Origin of the sequence: Mariprofundus ferrooxydans PV-1 (genome assembly GCF_000153765.1) — a bacterium.
Classification (GTDB): domain Bacteria; phylum Pseudomonadota; class Zetaproteobacteria; order Mariprofundales; family Mariprofundaceae; genus Mariprofundus; species Mariprofundus ferrooxydans.
In genome coordinates this window covers 1,023,456-1,049,867 of record NZ_DS022294.1, presented here as the reverse complement: position 1 = coordinate 1,049,867, position 26,412 = coordinate 1,023,456, and the positions used below count along the sequence as shown (strand labels likewise).

General features: G+C 56.3%; 24 protein-coding genes, 1 tRNA gene and 1 pseudogene. 14 read left to right on the top strand and 12 right to left on the bottom strand.

Going from position 1 to position 26,412, the window contains the following annotated elements:
• Window positions 1-38: 38 nt before the first annotated feature.
• Window positions 39-539, top strand: a complete 501-nt coding sequence (gene folA / locus SPV1_RS04835) for a type 3 dihydrofolate reductase (RefSeq protein ID WP_009850000.1) — start codon at window positions 39-41, stop codon at window positions 537-539.
• A 32-nt stretch (window positions 540-571) separates the two neighbouring features.
• Here the strand turns inward: folA and SPV1_RS04830 are convergent, their stop codons facing one another.
• Window positions 572-1,282, bottom strand: coding sequence for a hypothetical protein (locus SPV1_RS04830; RefSeq protein WP_152909319.1), 711 nt, complete (start codon window positions 1,280-1,282; stop codon window positions 572-574).
• 196 nt (window positions 1,283-1,478) lie between these two features.
• The gene (locus tag SPV1_RS04825; protein ID WP_009849998.1) at window positions 1,479-2,234 is read right to left on the bottom strand and encodes a glucosaminidase domain-containing protein; all 756 of its coding nucleotides are present in this window, start codon (window positions 2,232-2,234) and stop codon (window positions 1,479-1,481) included.
• A gap of 9 nt (window positions 2,235-2,243) precedes the next feature.
• Between SPV1_RS04825 and SPV1_RS04820 the strand changes: the two genes are divergently transcribed.
• Complete coding sequence (locus SPV1_RS04820) at window positions 2,244-3,317, top strand: serine/threonine protein kinase (RefSeq protein ID WP_009849997.1); 1,074 nt, start codon at window positions 2,244-2,246, stop codon at window positions 3,315-3,317.
• Here SPV1_RS04820 and SPV1_RS04815 read toward each other — a convergent pair.
• Window positions 3,314-4,621: a mechanosensitive ion channel family protein gene (locus SPV1_RS04815; RefSeq protein ID WP_040881479.1), complete on the bottom strand. Its 1,308-nt coding sequence runs from the start codon at window positions 4,619-4,621 to the stop codon at window positions 3,314-3,316. The genes SPV1_RS04820 and SPV1_RS04815 overlap by 4 nt on opposite strands.
• Between SPV1_RS04815 and SPV1_RS04810 the strand changes: the two genes are divergently transcribed.
• The 8 genes from SPV1_RS04810 to SPV1_RS04775 all read left to right on the top strand — a co-directional run bounded on the left by SPV1_RS04810 (window position 4,591) and on the right by SPV1_RS04775 (window position 12,006).
• Entirely contained in the window at window positions 4,591-4,965 is a 375-nt protein-coding gene (locus SPV1_RS04810) for a SlyX family protein (RefSeq protein ID WP_009849995.1), read from the top strand. The two genes, SPV1_RS04815 and SPV1_RS04810, sit on opposite strands and share 31 nt — an antisense overlap.
• A gap of 75 nt (window positions 4,966-5,040) precedes the next feature.
• The gene (gene argH, locus SPV1_RS04805; RefSeq protein ID WP_009849994.1) at window positions 5,041-6,429 is read left to right on the top strand and encodes an argininosuccinate lyase; all 1,389 of its coding nucleotides are present in this window, start codon (window positions 5,041-5,043) and stop codon (window positions 6,427-6,429) included.
• Window positions 6,422-6,850: a hypothetical protein gene (locus SPV1_RS04800; RefSeq protein WP_009849993.1), complete on the top strand. Its 429-nt coding sequence runs from the start codon at window positions 6,422-6,424 to the stop codon at window positions 6,848-6,850. Before argH ends, SPV1_RS04800 begins: the two co-directional genes overlap by 8 nt.
• A 7-nt stretch (window positions 6,851-6,857) precedes the next feature.
• Window positions 6,858-8,060, top strand: a complete 1,203-nt coding sequence (locus SPV1_RS04795) for an aminotransferase class I/II-fold pyridoxal phosphate-dependent enzyme (protein ID WP_009849992.1) — start codon at window positions 6,858-6,860, stop codon at window positions 8,058-8,060.
• On the top strand, window positions 8,057-9,256 hold the full coding sequence (locus SPV1_RS04790) for an alanine racemase (RefSeq protein ID WP_018295010.1): 1,200 nt from the start codon (window positions 8,057-8,059) through the stop codon (window positions 9,254-9,256). Before SPV1_RS04795 ends, SPV1_RS04790 begins: the two co-directional genes overlap by 4 nt.
• Window positions 9,257-9,399: 143 nt before the next feature.
• Window positions 9,400-10,224, top strand: coding sequence for a 2,3,4,5-tetrahydropyridine-2,6-dicarboxylate N-succinyltransferase (dapD, locus tag SPV1_RS04785; protein ID WP_009849990.1), 825 nt, complete (start codon window positions 9,400-9,402; stop codon window positions 10,222-10,224).
• Window positions 10,225-10,295: 71 nt separating this feature from the next.
• Entirely contained in the window at window positions 10,296-10,742 is a 447-nt protein-coding gene (locus SPV1_RS04780) for an SRPBCC family protein (RefSeq protein ID WP_009849989.1), read from the top strand.
• A 181-nt stretch (window positions 10,743-10,923) separates the two neighbouring features.
• Entirely contained in the window at window positions 10,924-12,006 is a 1,083-nt protein-coding gene (locus tag SPV1_RS04775; protein ID WP_009849988.1) for a TolB family protein, read from the top strand.
• Here SPV1_RS04775 and SPV1_RS04770 read toward each other — a convergent pair.
• The 8 genes from SPV1_RS04770 to SPV1_RS04735 all read right to left on the bottom strand — a co-directional run bounded on the left by SPV1_RS04770 (window position 11,999) and on the right by SPV1_RS04735 (window position 22,065).
• Window positions 11,999-12,850, bottom strand: coding sequence for an HDOD domain-containing protein (locus SPV1_RS04770; protein ID WP_009849987.1), 852 nt, complete (start codon window positions 12,848-12,850; stop codon window positions 11,999-12,001). The genes SPV1_RS04775 and SPV1_RS04770 overlap by 8 nt on opposite strands.
• A complete protein-coding gene (locus SPV1_RS04765; RefSeq protein ID WP_009849986.1) occupies window positions 12,847-13,683 on the bottom strand; it encodes a GspE/PulE family protein in 837 nt (278 codons plus the stop codon). Before SPV1_RS04765 ends, SPV1_RS04770 begins: the two co-directional genes overlap by 4 nt.
• 1 nt (window position 13,684) lies before the next feature.
• Window positions 13,685-14,905, bottom strand: a complete 1,221-nt coding sequence (locus tag SPV1_RS04760) for an IS256 family transposase (RefSeq protein ID WP_009849464.1) — start codon at window positions 14,903-14,905, stop codon at window positions 13,685-13,687.
• A 13-nt stretch (window positions 14,906-14,918) separates the two neighbouring features.
• Window positions 14,919-16,073, bottom strand: a complete 1,155-nt coding sequence (locus SPV1_RS04755; RefSeq protein WP_009849985.1) for a GspE/PulE family protein — start codon at window positions 16,071-16,073, stop codon at window positions 14,919-14,921.
• Between the two features lie 106 nt (window positions 16,074-16,179).
• Window positions 16,180-19,659 (bottom strand): chromosome segregation protein SMC, encoded by a 3,480-nt coding sequence (gene smc / locus SPV1_RS04750; protein WP_009849984.1) that lies wholly within the window; start codon window positions 19,657-19,659, stop codon window positions 16,180-16,182.
• A 118-nt stretch (window positions 19,660-19,777) separates the two neighbouring features.
• The gene (locus SPV1_RS04745; RefSeq protein ID WP_231288286.1) at window positions 19,778-20,470 is read right to left on the bottom strand and encodes an ABC transporter permease; all 693 of its coding nucleotides are present in this window, start codon (window positions 20,468-20,470) and stop codon (window positions 19,778-19,780) included.
• 65 nt (window positions 20,471-20,535) lie between these two features.
• Complete coding sequence (locus tag SPV1_RS04740; protein WP_009849982.1) at window positions 20,536-21,843, bottom strand: CorA family divalent cation transporter; 1,308 nt, start codon at window positions 21,841-21,843, stop codon at window positions 20,536-20,538.
• A 146-nt stretch (window positions 21,844-21,989) separates the two neighbouring features.
• Window positions 21,990-22,065, bottom strand: a tRNA-Ala gene (locus tag SPV1_RS04735).
• A gap of 53 nt (window positions 22,066-22,118) precedes the next feature.
• Between SPV1_RS04735 and trpE the strand changes: the two genes are divergently transcribed.
• Genes trpE through trpC form a run of 4 tightly spaced genes read left to right on the top strand, consistent with a single transcriptional unit; the run spans window position 22,119 to window position 25,981 of the window.
• Window positions 22,119-23,543 (top strand): anthranilate synthase component I, encoded by a 1,425-nt coding sequence (gene trpE / locus SPV1_RS04730; RefSeq protein ID WP_009849981.1) that lies wholly within the window; start codon window positions 22,119-22,121, stop codon window positions 23,541-23,543.
• A 1-nt stretch (window position 23,544) separates the two neighbouring features.
• Window positions 23,545-24,111 (top strand): anthranilate synthase component II, encoded by a 567-nt coding sequence (locus SPV1_RS04725; protein WP_009849980.1) that lies wholly within the window; start codon window positions 23,545-23,547, stop codon window positions 24,109-24,111.
• Window positions 24,108-25,163 (top strand): anthranilate phosphoribosyltransferase, encoded by a 1,056-nt coding sequence (gene trpD / locus SPV1_RS04720; RefSeq protein ID WP_009849979.1) that lies wholly within the window; start codon window positions 24,108-24,110, stop codon window positions 25,161-25,163. Before SPV1_RS04725 ends, trpD begins: the two co-directional genes overlap by 4 nt.
• 23 nt (window positions 25,164-25,186) lie before the next feature.
• Complete coding sequence (gene trpC, locus SPV1_RS04715; RefSeq protein WP_009849978.1) at window positions 25,187-25,981, top strand: indole-3-glycerol phosphate synthase TrpC; 795 nt, start codon at window positions 25,187-25,189, stop codon at window positions 25,979-25,981.
• A 163-nt stretch (window positions 25,982-26,144) separates the two neighbouring features.
• Here trpC and SPV1_RS04710 read toward each other — a convergent pair.
• A pseudogene (locus tag SPV1_RS04710) lies at window positions 26,145-26,412 on the bottom strand (hypothetical protein); the annotation flags it as partial.

Genomic DNA, 26,412 nt, shown 5'->3' with positions numbered 1-26,412 from the left:
GGACTTGCCACCATCCTCCATATGCGCAGGCTGTCGCGATGGACAAACACCCTCTTGTTTCGCTGATCTGGGCGATGGATCACAACCGACTGATCGGTTGCAACAACGCACTACCCTGGCAGTTGCCGGCCGATATGGCCTGGTTCAGAAAAAACACGATGGGCAAACCGATTCTGATGGGCCGCAAAACCCACGACTCCATTGGCCGCCCGCTCCCGGGTCGCACCAACCTGATCCTCAGCCGGCAACAGGATTTGCACATCGACGGGTGCACCGTTGTCGACAATCTGGATAGCGCCGTCGCTGCCGTGGCGGATGCCTCAGAAATTATGGTCATGGGCGGTGCTGAAATTTATGCCCTGCTGCTACCGCATGCCGATCGTCTCTATATCACCGAAATCGATGCCGAATTCGAGGGTGATGCATGGTTCCCCGCATTCGACCGTAGCGCCTGGCACACCGTTTCCTCCGAATCGCACCCGGCGGATGAACGAAATGCCCACCCCTACACTTTCACTATTCTGGAACGCTGCGCTTAATCAATCAGACTAATCGGATCGAAAGCTGAGAATCAGGAAATAAGCCCTTTCATTTCTGCATCATATTGCGCCTTGAATGCCTTCGCGCGAGCCTCAAAGTATACAACAATATCGTCCACACCGTCAGGAATACAATCCTTCCATCGCTCCAGGAAACTACTCTTCCCCAGCACATGATAACTGTGATTTGACCATGTGTGCATGTGACCGATCAACGGAACCTGTGCATAGTCATTGCGCCGCCCTCTGGACCTGCCCCTGATGTGGTGGCAGTGGATCGAATCCGGTCCGACACCCCGATCCGCAACCATGCCGGTAATAATGCACGGCTGCCCGCCTAACCAGGCAGAGTATTGATCATCGATAATATCGTTGCGACCGGGCTTTGGCTTCTTGCCGGACGCACGCCAGGATTGGACGCTGCCGGACTTATTGGACGGGAAACTTGCAGGCTGCCGTGCGATCGGCTTGGTTGAACGGGTAATAGGCGTGCGGGCAATAGGCCTGGTTGAGCGAGCGATCGGCTTCCGCTGTTTTTGAGGTGATATCTTTACCTCTTTGACAGGAGTCGCATCCACTCTTAATCGCTTTAACAGCGCTTCAACACAAACCTTCTCACCCGACTTAAGGTCCTGAACCTCATAACTGTCCTGTTTCTTCACCCGAAAATCCCGACCAATCGAGGCGTTTACATCATCAACAGATGATTCAATAGCATGTATTTTTTGATTCTTGAGAATCATAAAACGACTCATTATGAATGTAACAACATCAGAACAGAGGTGGCGCAAGTTTGCTCATTCGGGATTAAGGGCTCGCTTAACATGCGCCGCATTGAATCAGAAAACGCGCTGTGTGACAAAACTGCCCGCACAACAGACCGGGTGCTGCCAAAATGCATAGCGACGGTCGGTCGCATCCGCACATGGCAAGCTCTCCTCAGCTATTGGCGATCAGCTCCCGGTTGCTGCGGATCATGGACTGAATCGTATGAACGTAGCTCATGCCTCGCTCGGAGTAGGCACGCAGGCCGTAGGCCAGTGATTCGGCATCCAGCGGACGACTCTGCACGCGCAGACTGTGGCGGATACTGCGAAATTCGGCATAGGCCGCCGTAGTATTGATATTCTGCATATAGGCACGCACCGATGCCTCCATACTGGCAAAACGACGCACTTCGTGGCTGGCTCCCTCCGCTCGCTGATTCGGCACCAGCCCGCACCCCTTCTGGTAGCACCACTGACCATAGTAATTATTGCCTTCACGGGCAAAGCGGGACTGCCCCCAGGCCGACTCGTTGGCGGCCTGCACCAGCGCCATCTCCAGCGGCACCTCATCTACCCTGCTCAGCAGCGTTTCCCAGAATGCGCCATCCGGGTGAGAGGTTGGATTCACCTTATACTGCATGGCAACCTGCCTGATCCGCTTTAACTGACGGGCATCGGGATGAACCACCTGGCGCAAAGTAAACAGCTCCTTCCGTAATGCGGCAATTCGTAGATTTTCCTGTACCACAATCGGCTTCAGGCTGGCAAAGAAGGCAGCTTTTTTGGCCTCGACACCATTGAGCGGTGCAGTATGTACCGGTTTGGCCGGGGTCAGCTCTTCGCTTACGAACAGACTGCCGGAGCACGCCGAAAGCAGCAGCGCTGCTGCCAGTGAAATAATTGTGGGGAGATATCGTGTCATCTTCATGGTGTAATCATGACCGTTGTGAGCCACTGCATCTGTGAGCCGCGCCACAATCCATCAAACCGCGACGACTGGCTGCAACATGTTAGCATCGCTGTTATGGATAACGGTACAGATTCATTTTTCGCACTCGGACCGGAACAGGTCATCCAGGCCATTGAAAGCACCGGCTTGCTGTGCAATGGCTTTCAACTGGCGCTCAATTCATATGAAAACCGCGTTTACCAGATCGGGCTGGAGGATGCGCCCTCTGTCGTCGCCAAGTTTTACCGGCCCAACCGCTGGAGCGATGCCGCCATTATTGAAGAGCATGATTTCACGCTGGAGCTGGCTGACATGGATATCCCGGTCATCGCACCCATGGTGATTGATGGCGCCACCCTGTACCACGCCGGTGCATTCCGCCTTGCTCTCTACCCCTGCCGCCCCGGTCGCGCACCGGATCTGGAAAACCGCCAGCAACTGCAACAGCTGGGCCGCTATATCGCACGCATTCACGCACTCGGCGCGGCACATGACTTCATCCATCGGCCAGAGCTAAACGTCCACACCTTCGGCGATGACGCATGCGCCTACCTGTTCAATAACGGCTTTATTCCGGCCGAGCTGGAATCATCTTACAATAACGTCGCTGAAGAGCTGCTCGACGGCATCGAAGAGATATTCGCCGAGGTATCACCGCACAAAATCCGCCTGCACGGCGACGGTCATCCGGGCAACATTCTCTGGCATGAGCAGAGCCCGTTTATTGTCGATTTCGATGATGCGCGTATGGGGCCGGCCGTGCAGGATCTGTGGATGTTCCTTTCTGGCGACAGGGCGCAGCAGGCTTCCGTACTCGACACGCTGCTCACAGCCTATACGCAGTTTTACGACTTTGACCGAAGCGAGCTGGCCCTGATCGAACCGCTGAGAGCCCTGCGCATCATGCACCATGCCGCATGGCTCGCCCGCCGCTGGGATGACCCGGCCTTCAAGGCTGCTTTTCCGTGGTTCAACACCCACCACTACTGGCAGGAACAGCTGCAATCACTGACGGAGCAGCTCACGGCGATTGAGCAGCCATCGTTGCAGTGGATGGGTTAGTCGCCCGCCTCGGCAATCGATGCCCTGCCGCCGTTTTTGAGATGAATATCGCGCTGCGGATAGGGAATCGTAATACCCGCCTGCTTGAAGGCGCGCCAGATGGCGAGATTTACGTCGGAGCGCGGGCCGCCAAGCCCGTTCTGCGGGTCGGCAATCCAGACGCGCAACTCCAGCACTATGCCGTTATCGCCGAAATCGATCAGTCGACACAGCGGCTCAGGCTCCGTCAGCACGCGCGGTGAAGCCCGGGCGCAGTCGAGCATCAGCTGCATGGCCTGCTCCGGATCATCATCATAACTGATCTGAACGCGTATCTTCATTCGCAGGTTCGGATCACTGTAACTCCAGTTGATTACTTCAGAGGTTACCAGATTCTCATTCGGAATCAGCGTCTCCACGCCGTCACGATCGCGCACAACGATATAGCGGGCATGCAGCTCCTGCACCCAGCCAAACTTGTCGCGCACGGTAATCACATCACCCGGCTTGATCGAGCGATCAAGCAGCAGGATGAAACCGCTGATGAAGTTACTGGTGATCCGTTGCAGGCCGAAACCGATACCGACACCGACCGCACCGCCGAACACTGCCAGCGCAGTCAGATCAATGCCGACAGCATCCATTGCGATCAGAATCGCAATGGTAATCAGGAAGAAGCGGCTGAATTTTGCCAGTGCAACACGGGCACTGCTGCTGAAGTGTTCCGAACGATTGAGGCTCTGCTCAATGACATTGGCCAGCCAGAGCGCCAGCAGCCAGCAACCGGCAATGGTCAGCATCAGCTTGAGCACCAGCAACAACGACACATGCGTGCCGCCCGGATTAAAAGCAACCGCATCGAGCCCTGCCAGCACGGTCGGCAACCAACCGAGCAGATGCAGCGCAACCAGTGACCATGCCGCCGTAGCAATCAGATTCTCCCATGCCTTGATCAGCGGGCTCGGCGCAAAGCCCTTGCGCAGCATATAAACGGCAATACGGATGCCGGCCAGCGATAGCAGCAACGGCGTGGCGATTGCGAGCAGCGGCACGGCCATGCCGAACTGCTGCAGTATCGACTCACCAATCAGTGTGATCAGCAGCATCGATAGCGGAAACTGGATACGATCCAGGCTCTTGCGCGACATTTTGCGCAGGCGGCTGAAACTTGTCCCCTCTTGCTGTGCATGAGATGGCCGCAGCATTATCGAACGCAACATCATCGCCACAGCCACGGCGAGGGCAAGAATACCCACCTGCCACCAGAACTCCGGATGACCAAGCCGGGTCATCCATGCTGACAGTGACTGCTGTATCGATTCCATCACCTGTACCTCCTGCCGGCAAAAATAAGCTGTTGCCAGACTGCCGCATCACGGCTCATATGGAAACCATCAGGGTACGCAACCATGATGGGAGTGCCTGCTACATGCATTCACAGGCCGGTCGATATAGCATGGCGCCGATGGAAAATCGCATCATTGAACTGGAAACACGACTCTCCTATCAGGAGCATACTATCGGCGAGCTGAACGAGGTGGTCACTCGCCAGCAACGGCAGATTGATCGTCTGGAAGAGGCCGTTCGCCAACTGCGTCAGCACCTGAAGCAACAGGGATCGTCGGGACTGGCACGGCCGGATGAAGAGGTGCCGCCGCCACATTACTGACATCATCGCTGTCCACTGTTTCCGTATACCCGTTCCGGCGATAGTGTTGCCGCATCATGAATACAGGTAGAAGCCATGTCTGAAAAACCCTGGGGCGGTCGGTTCGAGTCCCCCACCAATGAATTCGTAGAAGCATTCAACGCCTCAATTGATGTGGATGCGCGTATGTACGGCGAAGATATTGCCGGCTCGCGGGCGCATGCACGCATGCTCTGCCAGCAGGGCATCCTCAGTAGCGAGGATCTCGACGCCATTCTGCGCGGACTCGATCAGGTCTCGGCAGAGATTGAGCGCGGCGACCTCGAATTCACCATTGCGCTGGAAGACGTACACATGAATATCGAATCGCGCCTGACGGCAATCATTGGTGATGCCGGCAAACGCCTGCATACCGCCCGTTCACGCAATGATCAGGTCGCCACCGACACGCGTCTCTACCTGCGCACACGTACAGATACGATGATCGCATATATCCGCAAATTACAGGGCGTACTGGTCACACTGGCTGAAGAACATGCAGCGACCATCATGCCCGGCTTTACCCATCTGCAGACAGCTCAACCGGTTACGCTCGGTCACCACCTGCTGGCCTATGTGGAGATGTTCGAACGCGATGCCGGACGTTTTCTTGATGCACGCAAACGCATGAACCAGTGCCCGCTCGGCTCCGCAGCACTGGCCGGCACCACCTTCGCCATTGACCGCAACATGACCGCCGCCGAGCTCGGCTTCGATGCGCCCACGCGCAACTCACTGGACGGGGTATCCGACCGTGATTTTATTATCGAATTGCTCGCCGCCGCTTCGGTCTGCGCCGTACATCTGTCGCGTCTGGCCGAAGAGCTGATCCTCTGGATGAGCGCCCAGTTCCATTTTATTGATCTGCCAGATGCCTTCTGCACCGGCTCATCGATCATGCCGCAGAAAAAAAATCCGGACATGCCTGAGCTTGTTCGCGGCAAAGCCGGTCGCATTATCGGCGGCCTGGTGGCCATGCTGATCACCGTCAAAGGGTTACCGCTGGCCTACAACAAGGACATGCAGGAAGACAAGACAGCCATCTTCGATGCCTTTGACAACCTACAGGGCAGCCTGCGCGTATTCGGTGATATGCTGCCGGGTATGCGCGTCAACGTGGAAGCACTGCATCAAGCTGCATCCTCCGGCTTTGCCACCGCCACCGATCTGGCTGACGCGCTGGTGCGGGCAGGTGTACCGTTCCGAGATGCCCATGAGATTGTCGGAAAATCGGTCGGCTACTGTATCAAGGCCGACATTGAGTTACATCAGATGGATGCCGCGGCCTGCCAGCAGATTGATCCACGCCTGACCGCCGAGATGGTCGGTGCGCTATCGGTGGAAGCCTGTGTAGCCGCCCGCAATCATATCGGCGGCACCGCCCCCGATCAGGTGATGGCTCAGGTAGCACTTTGGAAAACGGCCCTGGAGAATAATCATGCATAAATGGCGCATCTACAGTGCAGCCCTGCTCATCGGCCTGCTTGCCCTCTCCGGCTGCGGCCGCAAGGAAGCACCGCAAATCGCAAGCGCCGGCGACAACAAGCCGCAACTCAACAACCTGCAAGATCGGGTCGTCGGCAATGTGCTGGAGCTGACATTTGTACTGACCGGCAACCCACGGGGCGTCGGCTTTCAGGTCGACCGTACCGAAGTCGATCCCTACTGCCAGTGCCCCGGCTTCTGGCGCCGTTTTTACGACCGCCCTCCCATGCCGGTGCAGGTCGGCGAGCCGTCCAAGAGACTGATCAAACTGAAAAACGACACGGTTGAATATCTCTTCCGTATCCGCGCCTATGATATCGACGGGAATCTGGGACCGTGGAGCCGCGCCATTCATGCCAAGGGCGTGGATCTCTCCCGCTGAGGTTACCATGAGTCATACAGATCAATCACGCCAGGTGCGACTGGAGCAACTGGGGGCCTACCCGTTTGCGCGCCTGAAAACACTGCTGGCAGGTCGTCACCCCAACCCTGAACTTCCCCATATTGATGCGGGTGCGGGGGAGCCTCGGCTGCCGCTGCCCGACTTCGTCGCAGGTACGCTGGCCGCCCACCTTGACGGCTTCTCCCGCTACCCAGCCACCACCGGCAACGATGCCTTACGTGAGGCCATTGCCGCATGGCTAATGCGCCGTTATGGCCTGGCCCGTATTGACCCTGCCACGCAGGTGCTCAGCGCCAATGGCACGCGTGAGGCGTTGTTTGCCATTGCCCATGCCCTGATCAATCCGGAAGCGTCGAAAAAGCCATACGCATTGATGCCCAACCCGATGTACCAGATCTATCTGGGAGCTGCGATTACAGCCGGTGCCAAGCCCTTCTTTATGCCATGCACATCGGCCAACGCTTTTGAGCCGGATCTTGATGCAGTCCCTGCCGAAGTATGGGCCGATACTGCTATTGTATATGTTTGTTCTCCATCCAATCCAACAGGATGGATTGCAGACCATGCCTATTTTACCCGTCTGATCGAACTGGCCGACCGTCACGACTTTCATATTGTATCGGATGAGTGTTATTCGGAAATCTATTGGCAACAGGCGCCGGTCGGCCTGCTGCAGGTAGCCGAATCGCTGGGGCGGACGGATTATGCGCGCTGCCTGGTCATGAACTCCCTCTCCAAGCGCTCGGCGCTACCGGGCCTGCGCTCAGGACTGATTGCCGGCGATGACTCACTGATCGCCCGTTTTGCCAAACTGCGCAGCTATACGGGACCTGCCACACCGTTGCCGCTACAGCATGTAGCGGCTGCAGCATGGTCGGATGAGTCACATGTCGAGCAGCACCTGATGCTCTATCGCCAGAGCCTGAAGGCATTTTTCGCAGCCTTCGGACGAGGTGAACCGCCTTTCGGCTCATTTTTCATATGGCTACCTGTAGCAAACGATGAAGCATTTGCCGTTGCCGCCTACGAACAGCAGGCAATCACCCTGTTGCCCGGCTCCTATCTGGCTGCCGATGATGCCACAGACCATAATCCCGGCGCCGGTTACGTGCGCATTGCTCTGGTTGACGGACCGGACAAGGCCGCAGAGTTGGGCAGGCGCCTCAAGGCAATGAGCGGACTATCATGAAAATCCCATCCCACCTCGAACAACGATTGCGCCAAATGGCGACAGCAGACACAACCCTGAACTGCTACGTCTATGACACGACACCCATGCGCGAAAAAATCGCTCACCTGAATCAGATCATGCCAGCCGGCGTTGAGGTGTTTTACGCCATGAAAGCCAATCCGCATCCTGCCTTCCTGCAGGCCGCGCGCGAAGCCGGCGCCAAAGGCATTGAAATCGCCAGTCTCGGTGAGGCTGAAAAGGCCGTCACGGCAGGGTTTCCCGCCGGTCAGCTGATCTACACCGGCCCTGGCAAATCATCTGAAGAGTTACGCTGGGGCGTAGCACATGGCATTCGCACCATCCATATCGAATCCCTGACTGAAGCACACCGGCTGCAGGCCATCTGCACCGAACTGGGCAAGAACCAGGATATTCTGCTGCGTATCAATGCAGACTTTGATATCCACGAAGCACAAACCACCTTCTCGGGCGGTTCGAAAAAATTCGGCATCGACGAAGAGAAACTCGCCGATTTCCTGCCGCAGATTCTGGCACTGGATCACCTGAGATTCCGCGGCCTGCATGTCTATGCCGCCTCAGGCGTGCTCAATGTCGGTGATCTGTTGAAAAACTGCGAACTGGTATTCGGCATGGCCCGGAATATCGAAGCAAACCATCCCGGCACATGCTGCGACACGATCGACTTCGGTGGCGGTTTTGGCGTGGACTACCTGGAAGAGGGACACGATTTCGACCCGCAGGCCTATGCCGACGGCCTGGCAGCGCTAATTGAGCAGTATGGCTTTGGCGAACGCACCTTTTTTCTGGAGCTGGGCCGCTATCTGGCAGCCGATTCCGGCTGGTTCTGTACAGAGGTGCTGGATATCAAGGACAGCCGGGGTAAAAAGCAGGTCATCTGTGCCGGCGGCATCAACCATTTTCGCCGGCCGGCAGCGCTCGCCATCAACCATCCGATGGCGATCATACCTATGCACAGGGAGAAGCTGTTTCCGGCTCAGGAGCAGGTCCGTGATGAGGCCGTCTATTTCGGCGGGCCCTTGTGTACCGGCGCGGATAAACTGGCCAACAATGTCTTGATGAATGCCGTTGATGTCGGAGATATTGCCGTCTTCGGTCTGGCCGGCGCTTACGGACTGACCATGTCCAATCTGGAGTTTCTCAGCCATGAACGACCACAGGAAATCATTCTGTAACCAGAGCGGGCAGGGTGCTTGCAAGGCCATGCGCATTATGCAGCATTGGCATATACAGGACGTAGTCGCTCACATGCGATTGCCATCAGGAGAGCAGCTGAGAGCAGCGGCAGATGACCGCAACCTCGGCGAAAGGAGCTAGCATGAACCATTTACAGGATACCATTGAGCAGGCCTGGAATACACGCGAGTCATGGACATCCAGCACGGTGAGCGCCGAGATCAGAGAGGCCATCGAGCACGCCATCCAGCTACTGGATGACGGCGGCGTACGCGTTGCTGAAAAGGATGCTGATGGTAAATGGGTGACTCAGGAGTGGCTGAAGAAAGCAGTACTACTCTATTTCAAGCTGCATGATAATCAGGTGATCAGCGGTGGCGACACCAATTACTTCGATAAGGTGCCGCAGAAGTTCGCCAACTGGGGCGAGGACATGTTCCGCAAGGGTGGCATGCGTGTCGTGCCTCCTGCCACCGTCCGCAAAGGTGCCTTCATCGCCCCCAAGGTCGTGCTGATGCCCTCCTACGTCAATATCGGTGCCTATGTTGATGAGGGCACCATGGTGGATACCTGGTCAACCGTCGGTTCCTGCGCCCAGATTGGCAAAAACGTGCATCTCTCCGGCGGTGTCGGTATCGGCGGCGTGCTCGAGCCGCTGCAGGCCACTCCTACCATCATTGAGGACAACTGCTTTATCGGTGCGCGCTCGGAAATTGTCGAGGGTGTCATTGTCCGTGAAGGTTCAGTCATATCCATGGGCGTCTATATCGGAAAGTCCACCCGCATTATCGACCGCGAAACCGGCGCAGTGATGTATGGTGAGGTGCCACCTTACTCTGTCGTGGTCTCCGGCTCCATGCCGGGTAAATCCGGCGGGCCGAATCTCTACTGCGCAGTCATTGTCAAGCAGGTGGATGAAAAAACCCGTTCAAAAACCGGCATCACCGAACTGCTGCGCGACTTCTGATGACTCTGGCACCGGCCATAATCCCGGTGTAATATGAGCCCCTTCATCAACCAGAGGGATACGGAGGGGTTATGCCTTTAAGCAAGCTGGAAGTAAGCATTGAAATCAATCGTCCGATTGCCGAGGTCATCGCCTATGTCGACGACAATATCAATGACCCTATGTGGCAATCATCGATACTCGAATCCGAGAAAAAGACCGACGGTTCGCCTTGTGTGGGCACAATCTACCATATCAAGGAAAAGTTCCTCGGCCGCGTGATCGAACAGGATTGGGTGGTCACCGCACGCAATCCCGATGGCAGCCAGTGGGCAGCGAAATCCACCACCGGGCCGTTCCCGATGGCTGCCACCATGTCGTTTGAAGCGACACAGGCCGGCACACTGGTCAAGCGCACACTCAGTGTTGATGTCGGTCGTTTTTTCAAAGTAGCCACCCCGGTTGTCGCGCATATCGCCAAGCGCGAACTGGAGATGGATTTCAACAACCTCAAAGAGCTGCTCGAAGCAGAGGCGTAATACAATAACGGGGACAACACCTCCCCGGCAAACCCGCTTTAACTCAACCTGAAGCATTGATGAACATCAGTTTATCTGTGATGCAGATCACAAGTATGCGACATCGCCATCGTTATATTGCGCACCACTTGTGCATCCGCCCCCCCCCCCCGGCATACTGATACATTGACAGGAGAGCAATATGAAAAGAATCATCGGCCTGATCCTTTGCATTAGCGCTGCATCCCAGCCGGCTGCCGCCAACTCCCTTCTCGACTGGCTGAACGAACACCGACCGTCGCAGGCACAGCAACAGACCCAGCCTGCAGATTCAGCGCAGCTGCTGACACTGGAGCCACGTCAAACTGAAATGTATCCCCGCCTTTCGCCAAACGGCCGCTTTCTGATGACCCTGAGCAGCAAAGGGAAACAGGCGTGGATTTCCCGCCGCTATAGTGAAAATGGCGACCCGGCCAACCCGGTTAGCGATGATGACAGGGCCCTGGACTCCGCAGGGTGGCTGGATGATGGCCATGTCTATTATTTGTCGGAGCGGGCCGGTGGGCTGGGGCTGTGGGAAAAAATATCAGACGGTGAGGCTATGCAACGCCGCATTCAGTCGTTGCGCGGCATGATCACGCAACCCTTATTACTGCCGGATCAATCCATCATCGCCGTTCGACTCAAGTCCGCCAGGCGCAGCAATAATAATGATCACCGAATCTCTAAAGCCGGCACAAAAGAGAGCTTCAACAACTGGAGCTTCCCGGGTTTCCAGACAGAAATCGTCCGCTTTAACAGCGATGGCAGCGAGAAAGTACTCTCTGCAGGCGTCAATCCTGCCCTGTCACCGGATGGGAAGTGGATCGCGTTTTCCATGGCGACAGGACGCAGCATGCATCTGTTCCGCATGCATCCGGATGGTTCTGAGCTGATTCAGCTCACCGACAGCAGAAGCGAGGATGTTCAACCGGCATGGAGCCGTGACGGACAGTGGCTGCTGTTCACATCCAATCGCAGCAAACCTGACCTGCGTCATGCCGATGGCGGACAGTGGGATATCTGGCGCATTGGAACCAACGGTCGCAATCTCACCCAACTGACCAGTGATAGCGCTCGCGACGGCGCCCCCTCTATGGGGCTTGATGGCAAAGTCTATTTTCATTCGGATCGCAAAATCAGCAAAGAGCAGCGTGCCCGGCACCAGCTGAACTCAGGCTCCGTCTCCGGCTTTCATATCTGGACGATCAGCGCACCGGTCGAGAGCCAATCGACGACTAACTGAAAATACCTGCCAGTTCTTCGAAACCGTCCTCCAGCTCCACTTCGACGGCTGCCAGATGCGTTTCATTCAGACCTAGTCGTTTCATAGGCGGGTAGTGCAACACATCAATCCCCTCCGGCATGACGTCAAAGGGAGGTGTATGGCCTGTCCCCGCCAGCAGAAATTGCACGACATCAATCACATCGATCAGATTTTCACGTGGCCGGTCATCCGCCTCAACGCCATGATGGGATGCCAAAGCGATAAAGGCATCCGGCATCTCCCAATAGGTCAGCAAGCGCCCGCCCATCTCACGGTGTAACTGACGCAGCAGCTCATGCCGCTGCTGGTCATCACAGGCGGCCATTTCTTCCGGCACCGCACAGATAATCGCGGCCACACCGACATCAAACAGCATGCCGCCCATAAATGCCTCTTCCGGATCAACACTGCCGACCAGGCATGCCAGATGCTGGGCAGCGGCTGCTACCAGCAGCGAGTGCTGCGTACTTTCGCGCAACAGCGCCTGCAGATCCGGATCCTTCACGGCCAGATGAATCTGTGAGGAGATAGCCGTCATAAGCTGCAATGTACGGCGTCCTCCCAGGCGCTGGATAGCCATCGACAGGTTGCGAATCTCAACACCTGCCGTTTTGAAGCGGGCACTGTTGGCAATGCGCAGCACCGTTGTCGAAAATGTCGAATCCGTAGCAATAACCTTGGCAATATCGGCCGCGCCCTTGTCCTTGTCATTCACCATCGCCCGAACCTTGATGACAGCCTCAGGCAATACGGGCAGGCGGGCATCCCCTTCCTCGAATCGGCGGCGAATCTCCTGCGCCAGTTTAAATGCATCCACACTCATTTTTCATGCCCCATCAATTCATAAATTTCTGCCACACTGCGATGCGCGATCGCACGCGGTACAATGCGATACACCTCCTCAGCCGTGGTAAAACCCAGCAATACCTTGTACAAACCATCCTCCATCAGTGACAACAGCTGCGTGCTCTCGCAACTGATCTTGCGCACATCCTGCGAGGAGCGCCGCTCCAGTATCGCCTCGCGTACATCCTCATTGAGCACCAGCAGCTCATGCAACGCCGTGCGACCATGATAACCGGTGCCATAACAGGTACCGCAACCTGTGCCGCGATAGAAGGTGTGTGACCTGAGCGTGGCATCATCAATGCCGATCATGTTGGCTATACGTTTATTCGGCATATAAGCCTGCCGGCAGTCCGGGCAAATGGTGCGAATCAGACGCTGGGCCAGAATACTGACCACAGTCGAGGAGATCAGAAATGTTTCAATGCCCATATCGATCAGGCGCAACAAGCCACCGATCGAATCTTCTGTATGAAATGTTGTCAGCACCTTGTGCCCGGTCAGGGCTGCCTGCACCGCCACCTGTGCGGATTTCCTGTCCCGCACCTCGCCCATGACAATAACATCCGGATCCTGCCGCACCACTGCCCGCAATGAGTCATCGAATGAGCGACCGGCCGTTTCATCAACCGAGCACTGGATAATACCAGGCACAACATATTCGACCGGATCCTCAACGGTAATGATTTTGGTGGTCGGGCGATTGAGATAATCAATGGCGGCATACAGGGTCGTCGTTTTGCCTGACCCGGTCGGGCCGGTAATCAGAATCACCCCCGAGCCTGTAAATCTATCTGTGTAAATAGCCATCTCAGATTCTCTCCGGCATTCGATCCGGAAACTCGATCATAAAGCGGTTCAGTGCGGCTTTCCAGTCGCGAATGGGCATGGTCCATTTTTTGGCCGCAGCCTCGATGGCCAGCCAGACGACCTTCATGGCCGCCTGATCGTTTGGGAATACCTTGCGATTCTTGATGGCCTTGCGAATCACGCTGTTGAGCGATTCGATCGCATTGGTCGTGTAAATGACCTTGCGGATCTCATCAGGATATTCAAAAATCGTGATCAGATTTGGCCAATGCCTGCGCCACATGATGCTGATGGACGGATATTTTCCATCCCATTTCTCAGCAAAGATATCCAACTCCCGTTCAGCTTCTTCCACAGTGACCGACTGGTAAATCCTACGCAAATCCGTAGCCACGTGCTTGCGATCCTTCCAGGCAACAAAGCGCAAGGCGTTGCGCACCATGTGCACGATGCATAGCTGCACCTTCGTTTGCGGGAACACCGCGTTGATGGCGTCCGGAAAGCCCGTCAGGCCGTCCACACAGGCGATAAAGGCATCTTGCATACCCCGGTTCTTCAGCTCCGTCAGCACTGAAAGCCAGAACTTCGCACCCTCGTTCTCGGACAGCCAAAGACCGAGAACTTCCTTCTCGCCCTCAAGATTGATGCCCAAGGCAATATAGATGGCCTTGTTCAGAACCCGCTTATCCTGGCGAATCTTCACCACGATGCAGTCCAGATACAGAATCGGATACAGAGTATCCAGTGGACGGTTCTGCCACTCAACAACCCGTTCCAGTACAGATTCGGTTACCTTGGAAATCAATCCGGCAGAAACATCGGCGCCGTACATCTCCTTAAATGCGGCCACAATGTCCCGTGTACTCATGCCCTTGGCATATAAGGCCAGAATCTGATCATCAAATTGCGTCAGACGACTCTGGCCCTTCTCCACAATACGAGGCTCAAAGCTCGAATGACGATCCCGGGGGACCTCAATCTCGACTTCACCGTGCCCACCAATCAGGCGCTTGGTTGAATAACCATTGCGGCTGTTAGATGAATCGCTGCGCTCGCTCGGGGCATAGCCCAGATGTGCTTCCATTTCTCCACCAAGCGCCGCCTCAACTGTCATCTTCACCAGGTCTCGGCTCAGATTAGACAAATCTTCTTCGGTCTTGACGTGCTTCGCCAGCTCACGGGCAATCGCTTCAAGCTCGTTTCGTTTCTCATTCTTCTTCATAAATGCTCCTTCCTCAGTTCTTGCTGAGTAAAGCATTTACACAGTTCAATTTACAGCCTCTCACCCCCGTCGGCACATCCAGCGCCTCGTGCTTGAACCGATCCAGCAGGCCGCGACTCATACTGATCTGTTCGATATTCTTCAGTCCGCCAGTACTGCGGAGCACACGCATTACCATATTTTCACCATAGATGGTCACATAGGTGGAGACGCGATAATCCGCATTAATATGTCCCACATCGCGACTGAAACGGCCATCCTGATGCCGCCTGCTATCGGAGATATCCATACTTGCCAACACCTTAAGGCGGGCAATTACCCGCTGTGCCAGCTCAGACGGCAGATCCATTTTGTGGATCAGCACTCCATCCAGACGCAGGCGGATGCGCGTATGACTCTCCATCGGTTCAATGTGAATATCGCTTGCGTGCTGACGAATCGCCGCCAGCAAAATACTGTCCACGACCTCGGCCACCTGGTCGTGCTGCTCGCTCCCTTTGCCGCCAGCCATTTCAAGTTTGCCCAGCATCGACAACAATGCGCTTTCCGCCGCAATAACAACCACCGCCTTCTTGCGCAGGCGCCGCTCCACCTCCTCGATAGCCGGGTTGTCCAACGGATTGGCTGTAGCGATTGAAACTCTGGTGGCACTGGCCTCATAGGGCACAGCCAGATGCATACGCATAAATTTAACTGGAAATTGACGCATCAAATCATGATCCGCTGTATCCAGGTCGATATGGATCAGCGGTATCCTCAACTGTTCCGACAGTGCCTGAGCCAGCTGACGATCATCAATCATGCCCAGCTCACGGAAAATAGCCCCTATGCGCTTGCCAGGCGATTGTTTCAGTACCAATTCTGCCTGCAACAGCTGTGCCAGCGTGATATAACCAAGCTCGCAAAACAGTTCACCCAAACGAAAACTGCGACCATGTTTGCACACCAGCCGACGATGCTCATCCTCGGTCAGCATGCCCAGTTCAACAAATATGGTGGACAACAACTTGCTTGCGCCCAGCTTTTCCTGAACACGGACAGATTTCTTCACCTGTCCGGCAGTAAGCACGCCGTCATTGATCAGTATACCGGCAAAAGTACCACCAGGTTGCTGATCTAATCCCTCTATCTCTTCGCCTGTGCTGCCGCCTTGCCGAACTTCACTCATCTTGCCTCCTGCAGAACGCTGCTACAGCAGGATTGGTGCCAAAAATGGGGGAAAAGTAAAGGTAAGCCGAGCACACTGACTCTTGCCGAGACTCACGACCCGCGCCTCAGGTTTCGCCTTCAATCTCTACCGCGACTATCCGCGACACGCCGGGCTCCGGCATGGAGACACCAACCAGACGGTCGGCTTTCTGCATGGTTATTTTATTGTGAGAAATCGCCATAAACTGCACCCGATCCGCCAGTTCGCGCACCATATCGCCAAACCGGCCGACATTGGCATCATCCAGTGGCGCATCCACCTCATCCAGCACGCAGAACGGTGCAGGCTTGATACGGAAGATGGCAAACACCAGCGCCACGGCCGTCAGTGCCTTCTCCCCACCGGAAAGCAGGCCTATATCCTGCAAGCATTTTCCAGGCGGCTGAGCGATCACCTCCACGCCTGCCGTCAGAATATCGTCGGAATCCAGTCGCAACTCAGCCCGGCCACCGCCAAATAACTGTGGAAAGGTTTGCTTGAAAATAGCATTGGTCTGCTCAAACACCTCCCGAAAACGCTGGCGCGTGGTGCGATCAATACGCACAATGGTATCGTTCAATGTCGTCAGGCTTGCTTCCAGGTCGCCAGCTTGCCCGGCCAGAAAACGCTCTCGCTCGTTCGCCTGCTCAAATTCCTTGATGGCCAGCAGGTTGACCGGCCCGAATCGACTCAGTTGTTCACTCAGGTCGCGACTGCGTGCCATCACCTCATCGACATCGGCATCAGCCATGTCGGTTGCGGCCAGCAGGGAAGCAGCGGACTGTCGACAGCGTTGTTGCACTTCTGTTTCCAACTCCTGCAGCCGCCTCATATCCTGATCCAGCGCCAGTTCAATTCGCTGGCAGTTCATCGCCATCTGCTGCAGGCTATCTCTGGCCTGCCGCTCGGCACGCTCGGCTTCATGAGCAACCTGCTGCTGTACATGTCCCTGCTGTCGAAGCTGATTCATCGCCACATGCGCCTGCTCGACTGCCGCCGATGCCGCCAGCATTTGCGCATCCAGATCGGAGTGTTTATTGGCCTGCATCAGCTCCAAAGCCACTTGAGCCAGACGCTCCCGGTCTGTCTCCCGCTGCTCGATCAACCGCTCTCTTTCACTCTGCAAGCGCTGGTACTGATGCTGAAGGTTATCTCTGGCCTGCACAAACAGGGCCAGCGATTGCTCGGCCTCCGCCAGCTCTGAGCGCACCCGGTTCAGCGCATGCTCGGCCGCATGCATCCCTGCAGAGCTGCCATCCAGTGCCGCTTCGGCGTCAACCAACCTCTCCTGATCGATATCATTCACCTCATCCAGCTGTTGCTGCCAGTGGCGTTGCTGAGCCGCGACATCGTCTAAGTCGGCAGTCAGTCGCTGCAACCGCTCATCCACACCTGTCGACTCTGCCTGCAGTCGTGCAATAGCCGATTCTGCTGCCTGCACAGCACTATCCGCAGCCGTCTTGTCCAGATGGGCTTGCTGCCACTGATGCTGCCGTTGCTCCAGTTGCGCCTGTACCTGTTCAAAGTCAGCGCGCACCCCGGACAATGTCGCCTCTGCGGTAGCCAGTACCAGCTGCTGCTCCTTTAGTTGTCGCTTCACGGCCATGCGCCGTGCCAGACGATTACCGACCGGCGGTACAAACCAGCCCTGCGGCTCATAACGCCAGCCATCGAGGCTGACACATGCCACGTCATGGCCGATGGCATCTTCGATCCGTTCGACCAGAAAAACCGGTGCAAACACAACACGCATCGGATCACCTTTGCCCAAGCCGATGGCTTCCGCCAGAGAACGGCTACCTGCAGGCTTTGAGGCCGAATGACCTGAGGCGTTAGCGCCGGCAACAAACATCGCGACAGGTGCTGTCGAAACCCGCGCAATCAGAGAGGACCATTCCCTCCCACCTCCATCCGACGGCATCAGTGCGTCTGCCGAACGACCGCGCAAGGCTGCCGCAACAGCCTCTTCCAGCCCTTCCGGCACATGCAGTGCCTCATCCATCCACACTGCGCCCTCTACCTTCAATGCTTCACGCAGAGATTCATCCACATCCTGATTGCGGGTGCGCGCTGTCAACTCCTGAACCAGCCCCGCATGCTCACGTAGCGTGGCCTCCGCCCCGGATAACGCCTGCGCTGCTTCGTCACGCGCACCACGACCGCGTTCCAGCTCCTCTGCCGCCACCTCCAGCACCTGATCTTTCTCTGCCTGAGCCTGCAGGGCCTGATCCAACAGCTGCCTGTACTCACCGAGCTGATCCAGCACCGCTATGCGCTGCTCCTGCATCTGCTCGAGCTGACCATTGAGCTGAGTATGCCGTTCTGACAGACGCAGCGCAGCCTCGCCCGCCTGTTGGCGCAGAGACTCAGCCTGCTCCCGGTCACGTTTGAGTCGTTCATACTCTGCCAGCAGCCGGTCTCGCTCCAGCCCCTGCTGACGATAATGCTGCAAAGCCTGCTCCACAGCATCTGCAGCACGGGCACGCTGGGCCTGCAACACACTGTCATCCTGCGCATCAATCGCCGCCTGCGCATGATCCACCTCGCCTGCAACCCGCTGGATATGTGCAGCGCCCTCTTCAATACGGGCCTCCAGAGTATGCTGGCGCTCGCCAAGCAACCTGCGCTCCCCGGCCATGCGCTCCGCCTGTTGCTGCAAAGCGGCCCGTTGCTGCTCCGCCACACGCAGCTGGTCCTGTTGAGCCTGCGCCTGCTCCTCACAGCGCTGCATCTGCGCTCTGGCTTCGTTACTGGCATGCTCACATGTGGCCAGTTTACCGGCAGTTTCCGCCTGATCGCGTTGTGCAAGCTGAAGCTGTTGTTCGACTTCGGCACACTGCTTCTGCAGTGCCCCGAAACGCAAAGCCAGGCCCAACGACTCCAGCCTGCTGAAGTCTTGCTGCAAACTACGGAACCGCTCCGCACGCGAAGCCTGCTGCTTCAAACTCCGGCACTGCGTACGCACCTCTTCCAGCAGATCGAGTACACGATCAAGGTTCTGACGGGTATCTTTCATACGTCGTTCGGCTTCACGACGACGAGAGCGATACTTCATCACCCCGGCCGCTTCCTCGAAAATCATCCGTCGCTCTTCCGGCCTGGCTGTTACCATACGCGCTATCGAGCCCTGTTCGACAATGGCATAGGCGCGGGTGGAGATACCCGTATCGAGAAACAGATCGATAATATCTTTCAGTCGCACCATCTTGCCATTAATAAACGCATCGGAACCGCCCTCCCGCATCAGTCGCCTGCGCACGGAGATCTCCTCCAGTTCATGATAGGGGGGCGCAAGCTGGCCATGCTCCACGGAAAAAGTCAGTTCAACATCACACACCGAGACCGGGGGCCGCGTGTCGGAACCCTGAAAGATCAGGTCATCCATCACCCCGCCGCGCAGGTGGCGGGCTGAATGCTCGCCCAGTACCCAGCGCAGGGCATCAATGATATTCGACTTGCCGCAACCATTGGGCCCAACGATGGCGGTGATACCCTCACCCAGTTCAATACGGGTGGGGTCGACAAAAGATTTGAAGCCGGCCAGCTCAATGCGCTTCAAGCGCATCGTCTGGCGACTCCATCAAACAAAAATCCCTTCTCCCGATACATCATGCAAGCGTCGCAGGAAAGGGGTGTCAGTTCAAGAAAATGGATAAGATTGAAGGGTGAAATGAAAAGAGCTGTCACACATCGGGAGATCCGGCACCTGCTCCTCCACGCTTCTGCACATGATTCATCATCAAAACGCTGACCAGACAGGATGTGAAGCTGGAGGCAATAATCATGTAGAGCACCACCAGCTGCGCCGCCGCTGCATCCAGCGCGGCAGCGCCGGCCAACACCATACCGACAAAAATACCCGGCATATGCACCAGTCCCACCACACGCAGGGTATCAATCGTCGGAATCATCGCCGTTTTCATGCCTTCGCCCACCACGCTGCCCGACTTCATCCGTTCAAACATGATCGATACGGCGTTCATGCCATTGGCGGCAATCATGCTGCCCAGCGGCACCAGCGTTCGGGTATCATCACCAATGGCGCCAGCCCATGCCAACCAGGGCAACGTTAGCAGGCAACCGCAGATCAGACCTGTCGCAGCAGCCACCCATGTGGATACCTTGCCATCATAATGGCTGGCGCTGTTATGAGCCGCCAGCATACAAAATACGGCAATCAAGGCAGCCTGTGCAATATGTGAGCGAATATCAAAAATCCAGTGCAGCACGAATGCCAGCGCCAGCAACTGCACCAGACCGCGTGCCGAAGCCACCAGCATCCGCTGCGAGAGCCCCAGCTGCTCACGCCTGGCCCACAATGCCACGCCGGCCAGCAGCATCCATGCCGCCACCAGTTTGATCAGCATATCCGTCATCGCGGTATCCGATAGCATAGCGTCTTTTGTCCGGAATCAGCGACAGCCATTTCAGATCGCCACATCTAGAACACCTTGCCCCGTTGCCTGAGTCGCTTGTTTTCCATGTGCCTGAGCAAGACATAGGTGAACCAGCCGAGCAGGCCGACCCCGACAGCAAATGACGCATATGCGATCGGCCATGGTATCCCCTTTGTCATCATCGAAAACTCGGACATCCCGCCCATACCGGCGAGAATGTTAATAGGCATGAAAACCACACCAAAAATAGTCAGCTGCGAGACCCGTTTGTTCTGGTTGATATTGATGAAACCAATGGTGGCATCCATCAAAAAATTTATTTTACCAAACAGGAATGAGGTATGGCTGTTCAGTGACTCGATATCCTGCAATGTCTGTCTTGCATCATCCTGCTGATGGGGCATCAGAATCTTGCAGCGCAACAGAAATGACAGAGCTCTCTGGGTATCCAGGATGTTACTACGAATGCGGCCGTTCATATCCTCTTCTTCAGCAATATCCGCCAGAATAGCTGCCGCCTCCGCATCGCTCATCGTTTCGCTTAACACCTGATTGCCAACCATACGCAAGGTATCATACATATCTTCCAGCGCATCCGCTGAGTACTCTATGTCAGCACTATACAAATCCAGCAACAGATCATGACAGTCCGAGACCGAGCCTGGCTGCAGTCTGGCTCGACGGCGTTGCAGGCGAAAAGCGGGTAATTCCGCATTATGCATGGAAAACAAAATACCTTCGTAGAGAATAAAGGCCACAGGGATGCTGCGTGCGTCATCGTCCCGATCCAGCAGGAAATTCGAATGAAAGTGGATTGCACCGTTCTCTTCAATATGAAAGCGGGAGCTGACTTCAAGATCAATGGTGTCGCCGGGATCGGGAAGCAAGAGGCCGAAATGCTGGCCGACATACTGGCGCTCTGCCTTCGTAACATTAAGCAAATCAACCCAAACAGGCCTGACACTCTCCAGATCACCGCGTCCGGTGATGGCAATCTGCCGCAGTTTGCCATCCACAAGCTCAAAGGCATTAAGCTGGCTCTCTGTAAAACTCGGCTCACGATCCCCGACAAGCTCCTGCCTGCGTTCATCAACCAACTCCCACAGGATATCATTTTCCCTCTCCTGCGGAATCTGCTCCCAGAGCAGGCGGGCATCATCCAGTCTGAGTGTTTCCAGTATGCTGCTGATCTCCCCTGTTGGCAGAGAAGCAATGAAATGCTGCAGTTCCGCCTTATGCTGGCGGTGCACAACTGTTTCGATAAGCTCATGGCGAGGCGACTCCTGCCCAAGGCTCACCGCTTCAACCAGCTTCTGCTTGTTCAGCAGTTCAGTCATCTTCTCGATGGACATTCATGCCTCCCGATCACTTCATGCCACTGTAACGCAGAGAATTAGGGATAGCACGCAACAGGCAGAATAGATAACCTTCGCTGCATGCGTATTTCACTCACATCAGGGCATAAAAAAACCGGACGCAATGCGCCCGGTTCTCTATTTGGTGGAGCCAGGCGGGATCGAACCGCCGACCTCTTGCATGCCATGCAAGCGCTCTCCCAGCTGAGCTATGGCCCCGAAGGACGCGCATTTAAGCGCGGCCACTCAGGCTTGTCAACATGAACCCTCCCATGCATCTGTTCCGCCGCACCCTCTCTGCCGACTGTCTGACGCCACCGGGTCTGTTTTCCCGCATGGTTGAGCGCGGTGACTGTTTTCTGTTCGAGTCAGCCGAGGGGGGCGAGCAGTGGGGCCGTTATAGCATTCTCGGCATGAACCCTGCCTGTCGGGCGACCGCGGATGGAACACAGACGCGACTGCACTACCGCGACGGACATGAAGAGATCTATGAGGGAGATATTCTCGCCTGGTTGCGGGAGCATGTGCTGGAAGAGCCCTTTCTGGCCGAGCATGACCTGCCCTTTGCCGGCGGCGCCGTCGGTTATTTCGGCTATCAACTGGTCTCGCATTTTGAAGATATTCCGGCTGACCTGCCCGATCCGGTTGGGGCACCTGAATCGGCCTGCCTGCTGGTCGACCGCTTTATGGTATTCGATAACCTGCGCGGCACACTGACCTGCTGCGTACGCCTGCCTGCCGACCAGACGGAAGCTGCGGAAGTAGCACTCAACCGCATGGAAGCCAGCCTTAATGAAGGCGAAGTGGCTCAGGTACTGAGGCTCGATGCCGACACATCAGGTGTTGCCGCACCACGGGCACAAACATCACAGGCCGATTTCGAGGCTGCGGTAAGCAAGGCACGGGAATACATTCTGGCCGGCGACATTTTTCAGGTGGTCTTGAGCCAGCGCTTTTCACGTCCGTTAAACTGCATGCCATTTGATATCTATCGTGCCGTACGTCATATCAATCCGTCACCTTACCTGTTCTACCTGCATATCGGCGACACGATACTGGTCGGTTCATCGCCGGAAATTCTGGTGCGTCGCGATATGGACAAGGCGGTCGTTCGCCCTATTGCCGGCACCCGCCCGCGCGGTAAAACTGCAATAGAAGACAAGGCCCTGGAGACCGAACTGCTGGCCGATGCCAAGGAACTCGCCGAGCATGTCATGCTGGTGGATCTCGGTCGCAACGATCTGGGGCGTGTTTGCCAATACGGCACGGTGGAGCTTACATCATCGATGGTGATCGAGCGCTATTCGCACGTCATGCATATTGTCTCCCAGGTTGAAGGCACCCTGCGCGATGATGTCGACTCACTCGACCTGCTGGCTGCTACATTCCCGGCCGGCACCGTATCCGGCGCCCCCAAGGTGCGGGCGATGGAAATCATCCATGAGCTGGAGCCTGTTGCACGAGGCCCCTATGCGGGCACCGTCGGCTATATCGGTTTTGGCGGCGAGCGCATGGACACAGCGATCGCCATTCGCACGGCCGTCATTCACGGCAATGAAGTACATATCCAGGCCGGGGCCGGCATCGTTGCCGATTCGGTGCCAGAGCGTGAGCATACCGAATGCGTCAACAAGGCAACGGCCATGTTCCGCGCCGTGGCACTGGCGGAAGCGCAACCGAAAGGGAAGAAGGTGTAACATGATTCTGGTCATCGACAACTACGATTCGTTCACCTTTAATCTGGTTCAGTATCTGGGTGAACTGGGCGAGACGCCTCTGGTGCATCGAAACGATAAAATCACGCTGGACGAAATTGCCGCCATGCAGCCTGACCATATTCTGGTTTCACCCGGCCCCCGCACACCATACGAGGCGGGTATCTCAATGGATCTGATCCGCCGCTTTTCCGGCGAAATACCGATTCTCGGCGTATGCCTCGGCCATCAGTCAATCTCCGCCGTATTCGGAGGCCAGGTCATTCGCGCGCCGCGCCTGATGCACGGAAAAACCAGCCCGATTGAGCATGATGGTGCTGCTATCTTTGCCGGACTCCCCTCTCCGTTCACAGCCACGCGCTACCATTCACTGATTGTACCGGAACCGCTGCCCGATTGTCTGGTCAAAACCGCATGGACGCCGGAAGGTGAATTGATGGGCCTGCGCCATCGCGAGCACCCCACCTTCGGTCTGCAATTCCATCCGGAATCCATCCTGACCGAACACGGGCATCAGATGCTGAAGAATTTTCTGGAGACAAGCGTATGACTTCAGCAGCCCCCCTTGCCACGCAGCAAGCCATTCGCCTGCTGCAGTCTGGTGAGGTTCTTAGCGGCGAACTAACTGAACAGGTGTTCGGCGAAATCATGGGCGGCTATGCAACACCCGGACAGATTGGCGCCATCCTGCTTGGCCTCTCCATACGCGGAGAATCGGCCGATATTATTGCCGGCGCGGCCAAAGCCATGCGCGCAGCCTCAACCCGCATATCGCCCAACGCGAAAGGATTGATCGACACCTGTGGAACTGGCGGAACCGGCGGCAAAGGTGGCGCCAAGCTGTTCAACATCTCAACGGCTACGTCCCTGGTTGTTGCTGCCTGCGGTGTACCCGTGGCCAAGCATGGCAACCGCGCCATGACGTCGAAGTCCGGGTCGGCTGACGTGCTGGAAGCGCTTGGCGTCAACCTGGATTTGAGCCCGATTCAGGTCTCCGACAGCATTGATGCGGTTGGCATCGGCTTTCTGTTTGCCCAAAAGCTGCATCCGGCCATGCATTTTGCCGGGCCAGTGCGACGTGAGCTCGGCGTACGTACGATTTTCAACCTGCTCGGTCCGTTGACCAATCCCGCCGGCGCTGAATATCAGGTGCTGGGTGTGTTCTCCAAAGATAAGCTGGAGCTGGTTGCAGGAGCATTGCAGCAACTCGGCATCAGGCGGGCCCTCGTTGTGCACGGGCGTGACGGGCTCGATGAGATTACCACCACCGATATCACCGATGCCATACTGGTTCAGGCCGACCAACCACCGATCCGCTTTGAAATCGACCCCTCCGCCTTCGGCATGCCCTACGCCGCACCTTCTGCACTGGCCGGCGATGATGCAGCCACCAATGCCGCCATCCTGCAGCATATCTTCGCAGGCCAGACCGGAGCAGGGCGCGATATCGTATTGCTCAATGCCGCGGCCGCCCTGTGGGTTGCCGGCCGCGTGGACGGCATCGCAGATGGACTTGTCATGGCTGCCCGGGCTATCGATTCAGGCAGAGTCCGGCAAAAGCTGGACGAACTGATCGCCTTCACTCAACAGGCAAAACCCTGAACCCTAAAGGATACCCAAGCGACATGAGCTCAATTCTGAATGAAATCGCCGAATATAAACGCGGCTGGGTAACAACTTGTAAGCAGCAGCACCCGGAATCCGAATTGCTGGCATTGGCTGCCGCCTGCACTCCTCTCGACTTTGCCGGTGCGCTGAGCAGCCGGATAAATAACAAGCAGAATGCCGTAATTGCCGAAGTGAAGAAGGCCAGCCCGTCAAAAGGCGTTATCCGGCCTGATTTTGATCCGGTTGCTATCGCCCGATCCTACGCAAGCGGCGGTGCCAGCTGCCTCTCCGTACTCACCGATGTGAACTATTTTCAGGGTGCCGACAGTTATGTCCGTGATATAAGAAAAGCGGTCTCGTTGCCGATTCTGCGCAAGGATTTCATGCTCGATCCTTATCAGATCATCGAAGCCAAGGCGATGGGGGCCGATGCCATTCTGGTGATACTGGCTATGGTGGATGACACGCTCGCACTGGAGCTAACCGCCTGCGCCCGGGATCTCGGACTATCGGTATTGCCGGAGGTTCACAATGCTGCAGAGCTCGAACGGGCAATGAAACTGGACACCGAACTGATGGGTATCAACAACCGCAACCTGCATACCTTTGATACCACACTTGATACGACGCTGGAGCTGCTTGGCTTGATGGGTGATCAGCGGACGGTGATCACTGAGTCCGGCATCTTCACCCGTAATGATATTGCAGCCATGAACGCAGCCGGTGTCTATGGCTTCCTGATCGGAGAATCGCTGATGCGCCAACCCGAGCCGGGCGCGGCTCTGGCCGAGCTGATCGCCGTCCAGTCGTAAGTCGAAAAAGATTCACCGCTGCACAGGCAACATTAGACAGAGTTAAAGCAATTCGGAAAATGCCGCTATTATTTATCTGCGGTGCTCAAACTGGCCAATTAAATCACAAACAGGGCAACCCGACTAATAAGATTTACTCCGCGAAACTCTCTGTGGTAATGGATTATTGATTATCCAGACTTTGGGGAGTGGCGACAGACTCATCAGCAGGCGTTGCTGTAGTGGCAGGGGTTGCCTGAGCTGGTGCCGGTTTTTGCGCATGCGCCTGTGTGCTGGCCAACTGTTCTTCAAATGCACTGAAGAGGTCATCTGCCACCTTCTGCTTGAGCTGGGCATTGACCCAGCTGCGGCCTTTATACACCTGGCCGATAGTGCGGATTTCCAACTGCGCCTGAGGTCCTGTATGACCCGCGACATCGCACGCAATACGC

Excerpts from the sequence above, each read along its gene's own strand:
- folA (WP_009850000.1), top strand. The coding sequence starts at position 39 with ATGGACAAACACCCTCTTGTTTCGCTGATCTGGGCGATGGATCACAAC.
- SPV1_RS04830 (WP_152909319.1), bottom strand. The coding sequence starts at position 1,282 with ATGATTCTCAAGAATCAAAAAATACATGCTATTGAATCATCTGTTGAT.
- SPV1_RS04825 (WP_009849998.1), bottom strand. The coding sequence starts at position 2,234 with ATGAAGATGACACGATATCTCCCCACAATTATTTCACTGGCAGCAGCG.
- SPV1_RS04820 (WP_009849997.1), top strand. The coding sequence starts at position 2,244 with ATGACCGTTGTGAGCCACTGCATCTGTGAGCCGCGCCACAATCCATCA.
- SPV1_RS04810 (WP_009849995.1), top strand. The coding sequence starts at position 4,591 with ATGCTGACAGTGACTGCTGTATCGATTCCATCACCTGTACCTCCTGCC.
- SPV1_RS04815 (WP_040881479.1), bottom strand. The coding sequence starts at position 4,621 with ATGGAATCGATACAGCAGTCACTGTCAGCATGGATGACCCGGCTTGGT.
- argH (WP_009849994.1), top strand. The coding sequence starts at position 5,041 with ATGTCTGAAAAACCCTGGGGCGGTCGGTTCGAGTCCCCCACCAATGAA.
- SPV1_RS04800 (WP_009849993.1), top strand. The coding sequence starts at position 6,422 with ATGCATAAATGGCGCATCTACAGTGCAGCCCTGCTCATCGGCCTGCTT.
- SPV1_RS04795 (WP_009849992.1), top strand. The coding sequence starts at position 6,858 with ATGAGTCATACAGATCAATCACGCCAGGTGCGACTGGAGCAACTGGGG.
- SPV1_RS04790 (WP_018295010.1), top strand. The coding sequence starts at position 8,057 with ATGAAAATCCCATCCCACCTCGAACAACGATTGCGCCAAATGGCGACA.
- dapD (WP_009849990.1), top strand. The coding sequence starts at position 9,400 with ATGAACCATTTACAGGATACCATTGAGCAGGCCTGGAATACACGCGAG.
- SPV1_RS04780 (WP_009849989.1), top strand. The coding sequence starts at position 10,296 with ATGCCTTTAAGCAAGCTGGAAGTAAGCATTGAAATCAATCGTCCGATT.
- SPV1_RS04775 (WP_009849988.1), top strand. The coding sequence starts at position 10,924 with ATGAAAAGAATCATCGGCCTGATCCTTTGCATTAGCGCTGCATCCCAG.
- SPV1_RS04770 (WP_009849987.1), bottom strand. The coding sequence starts at position 12,850 with ATGAGTGTGGATGCATTTAAACTGGCGCAGGAGATTCGCCGCCGATTC.
- SPV1_RS04765 (WP_009849986.1), bottom strand. The coding sequence starts at position 13,683 with ATGGCTATTTACACAGATAGATTTACAGGCTCGGGGGTGATTCTGATT.
- SPV1_RS04760 (WP_009849464.1), bottom strand. The coding sequence starts at position 14,905 with ATGAAGAAGAATGAGAAACGAAACGAGCTTGAAGCGATTGCCCGTGAG.
- SPV1_RS04755 (WP_009849985.1), bottom strand. The coding sequence starts at position 16,073 with ATGAGTGAAGTTCGGCAAGGCGGCAGCACAGGCGAAGAGATAGAGGGA.
- smc (WP_009849984.1), bottom strand. The coding sequence starts at position 19,659 with ATGCGCTTGAAGCGCATTGAGCTGGCCGGCTTCAAATCTTTTGTCGAC.
- SPV1_RS04745 (WP_231288286.1), bottom strand. The coding sequence starts at position 20,470 with ATGACGGATATGCTGATCAAACTGGTGGCGGCATGGATGCTGCTGGCC.
- SPV1_RS04740 (WP_009849982.1), bottom strand. The coding sequence starts at position 21,843 with ATGTCCATCGAGAAGATGACTGAACTGCTGAACAAGCAGAAGCTGGTT.
- trpE (WP_009849981.1), top strand. The coding sequence starts at position 22,119 with ATGCATCTGTTCCGCCGCACCCTCTCTGCCGACTGTCTGACGCCACCG.
- SPV1_RS04725 (WP_009849980.1), top strand. The coding sequence starts at position 23,545 with ATGATTCTGGTCATCGACAACTACGATTCGTTCACCTTTAATCTGGTT.
- trpD (WP_009849979.1), top strand. The coding sequence starts at position 24,108 with ATGACTTCAGCAGCCCCCCTTGCCACGCAGCAAGCCATTCGCCTGCTG.
- trpC (WP_009849978.1), top strand. The coding sequence starts at position 25,187 with ATGAGCTCAATTCTGAATGAAATCGCCGAATATAAACGCGGCTGGGTA.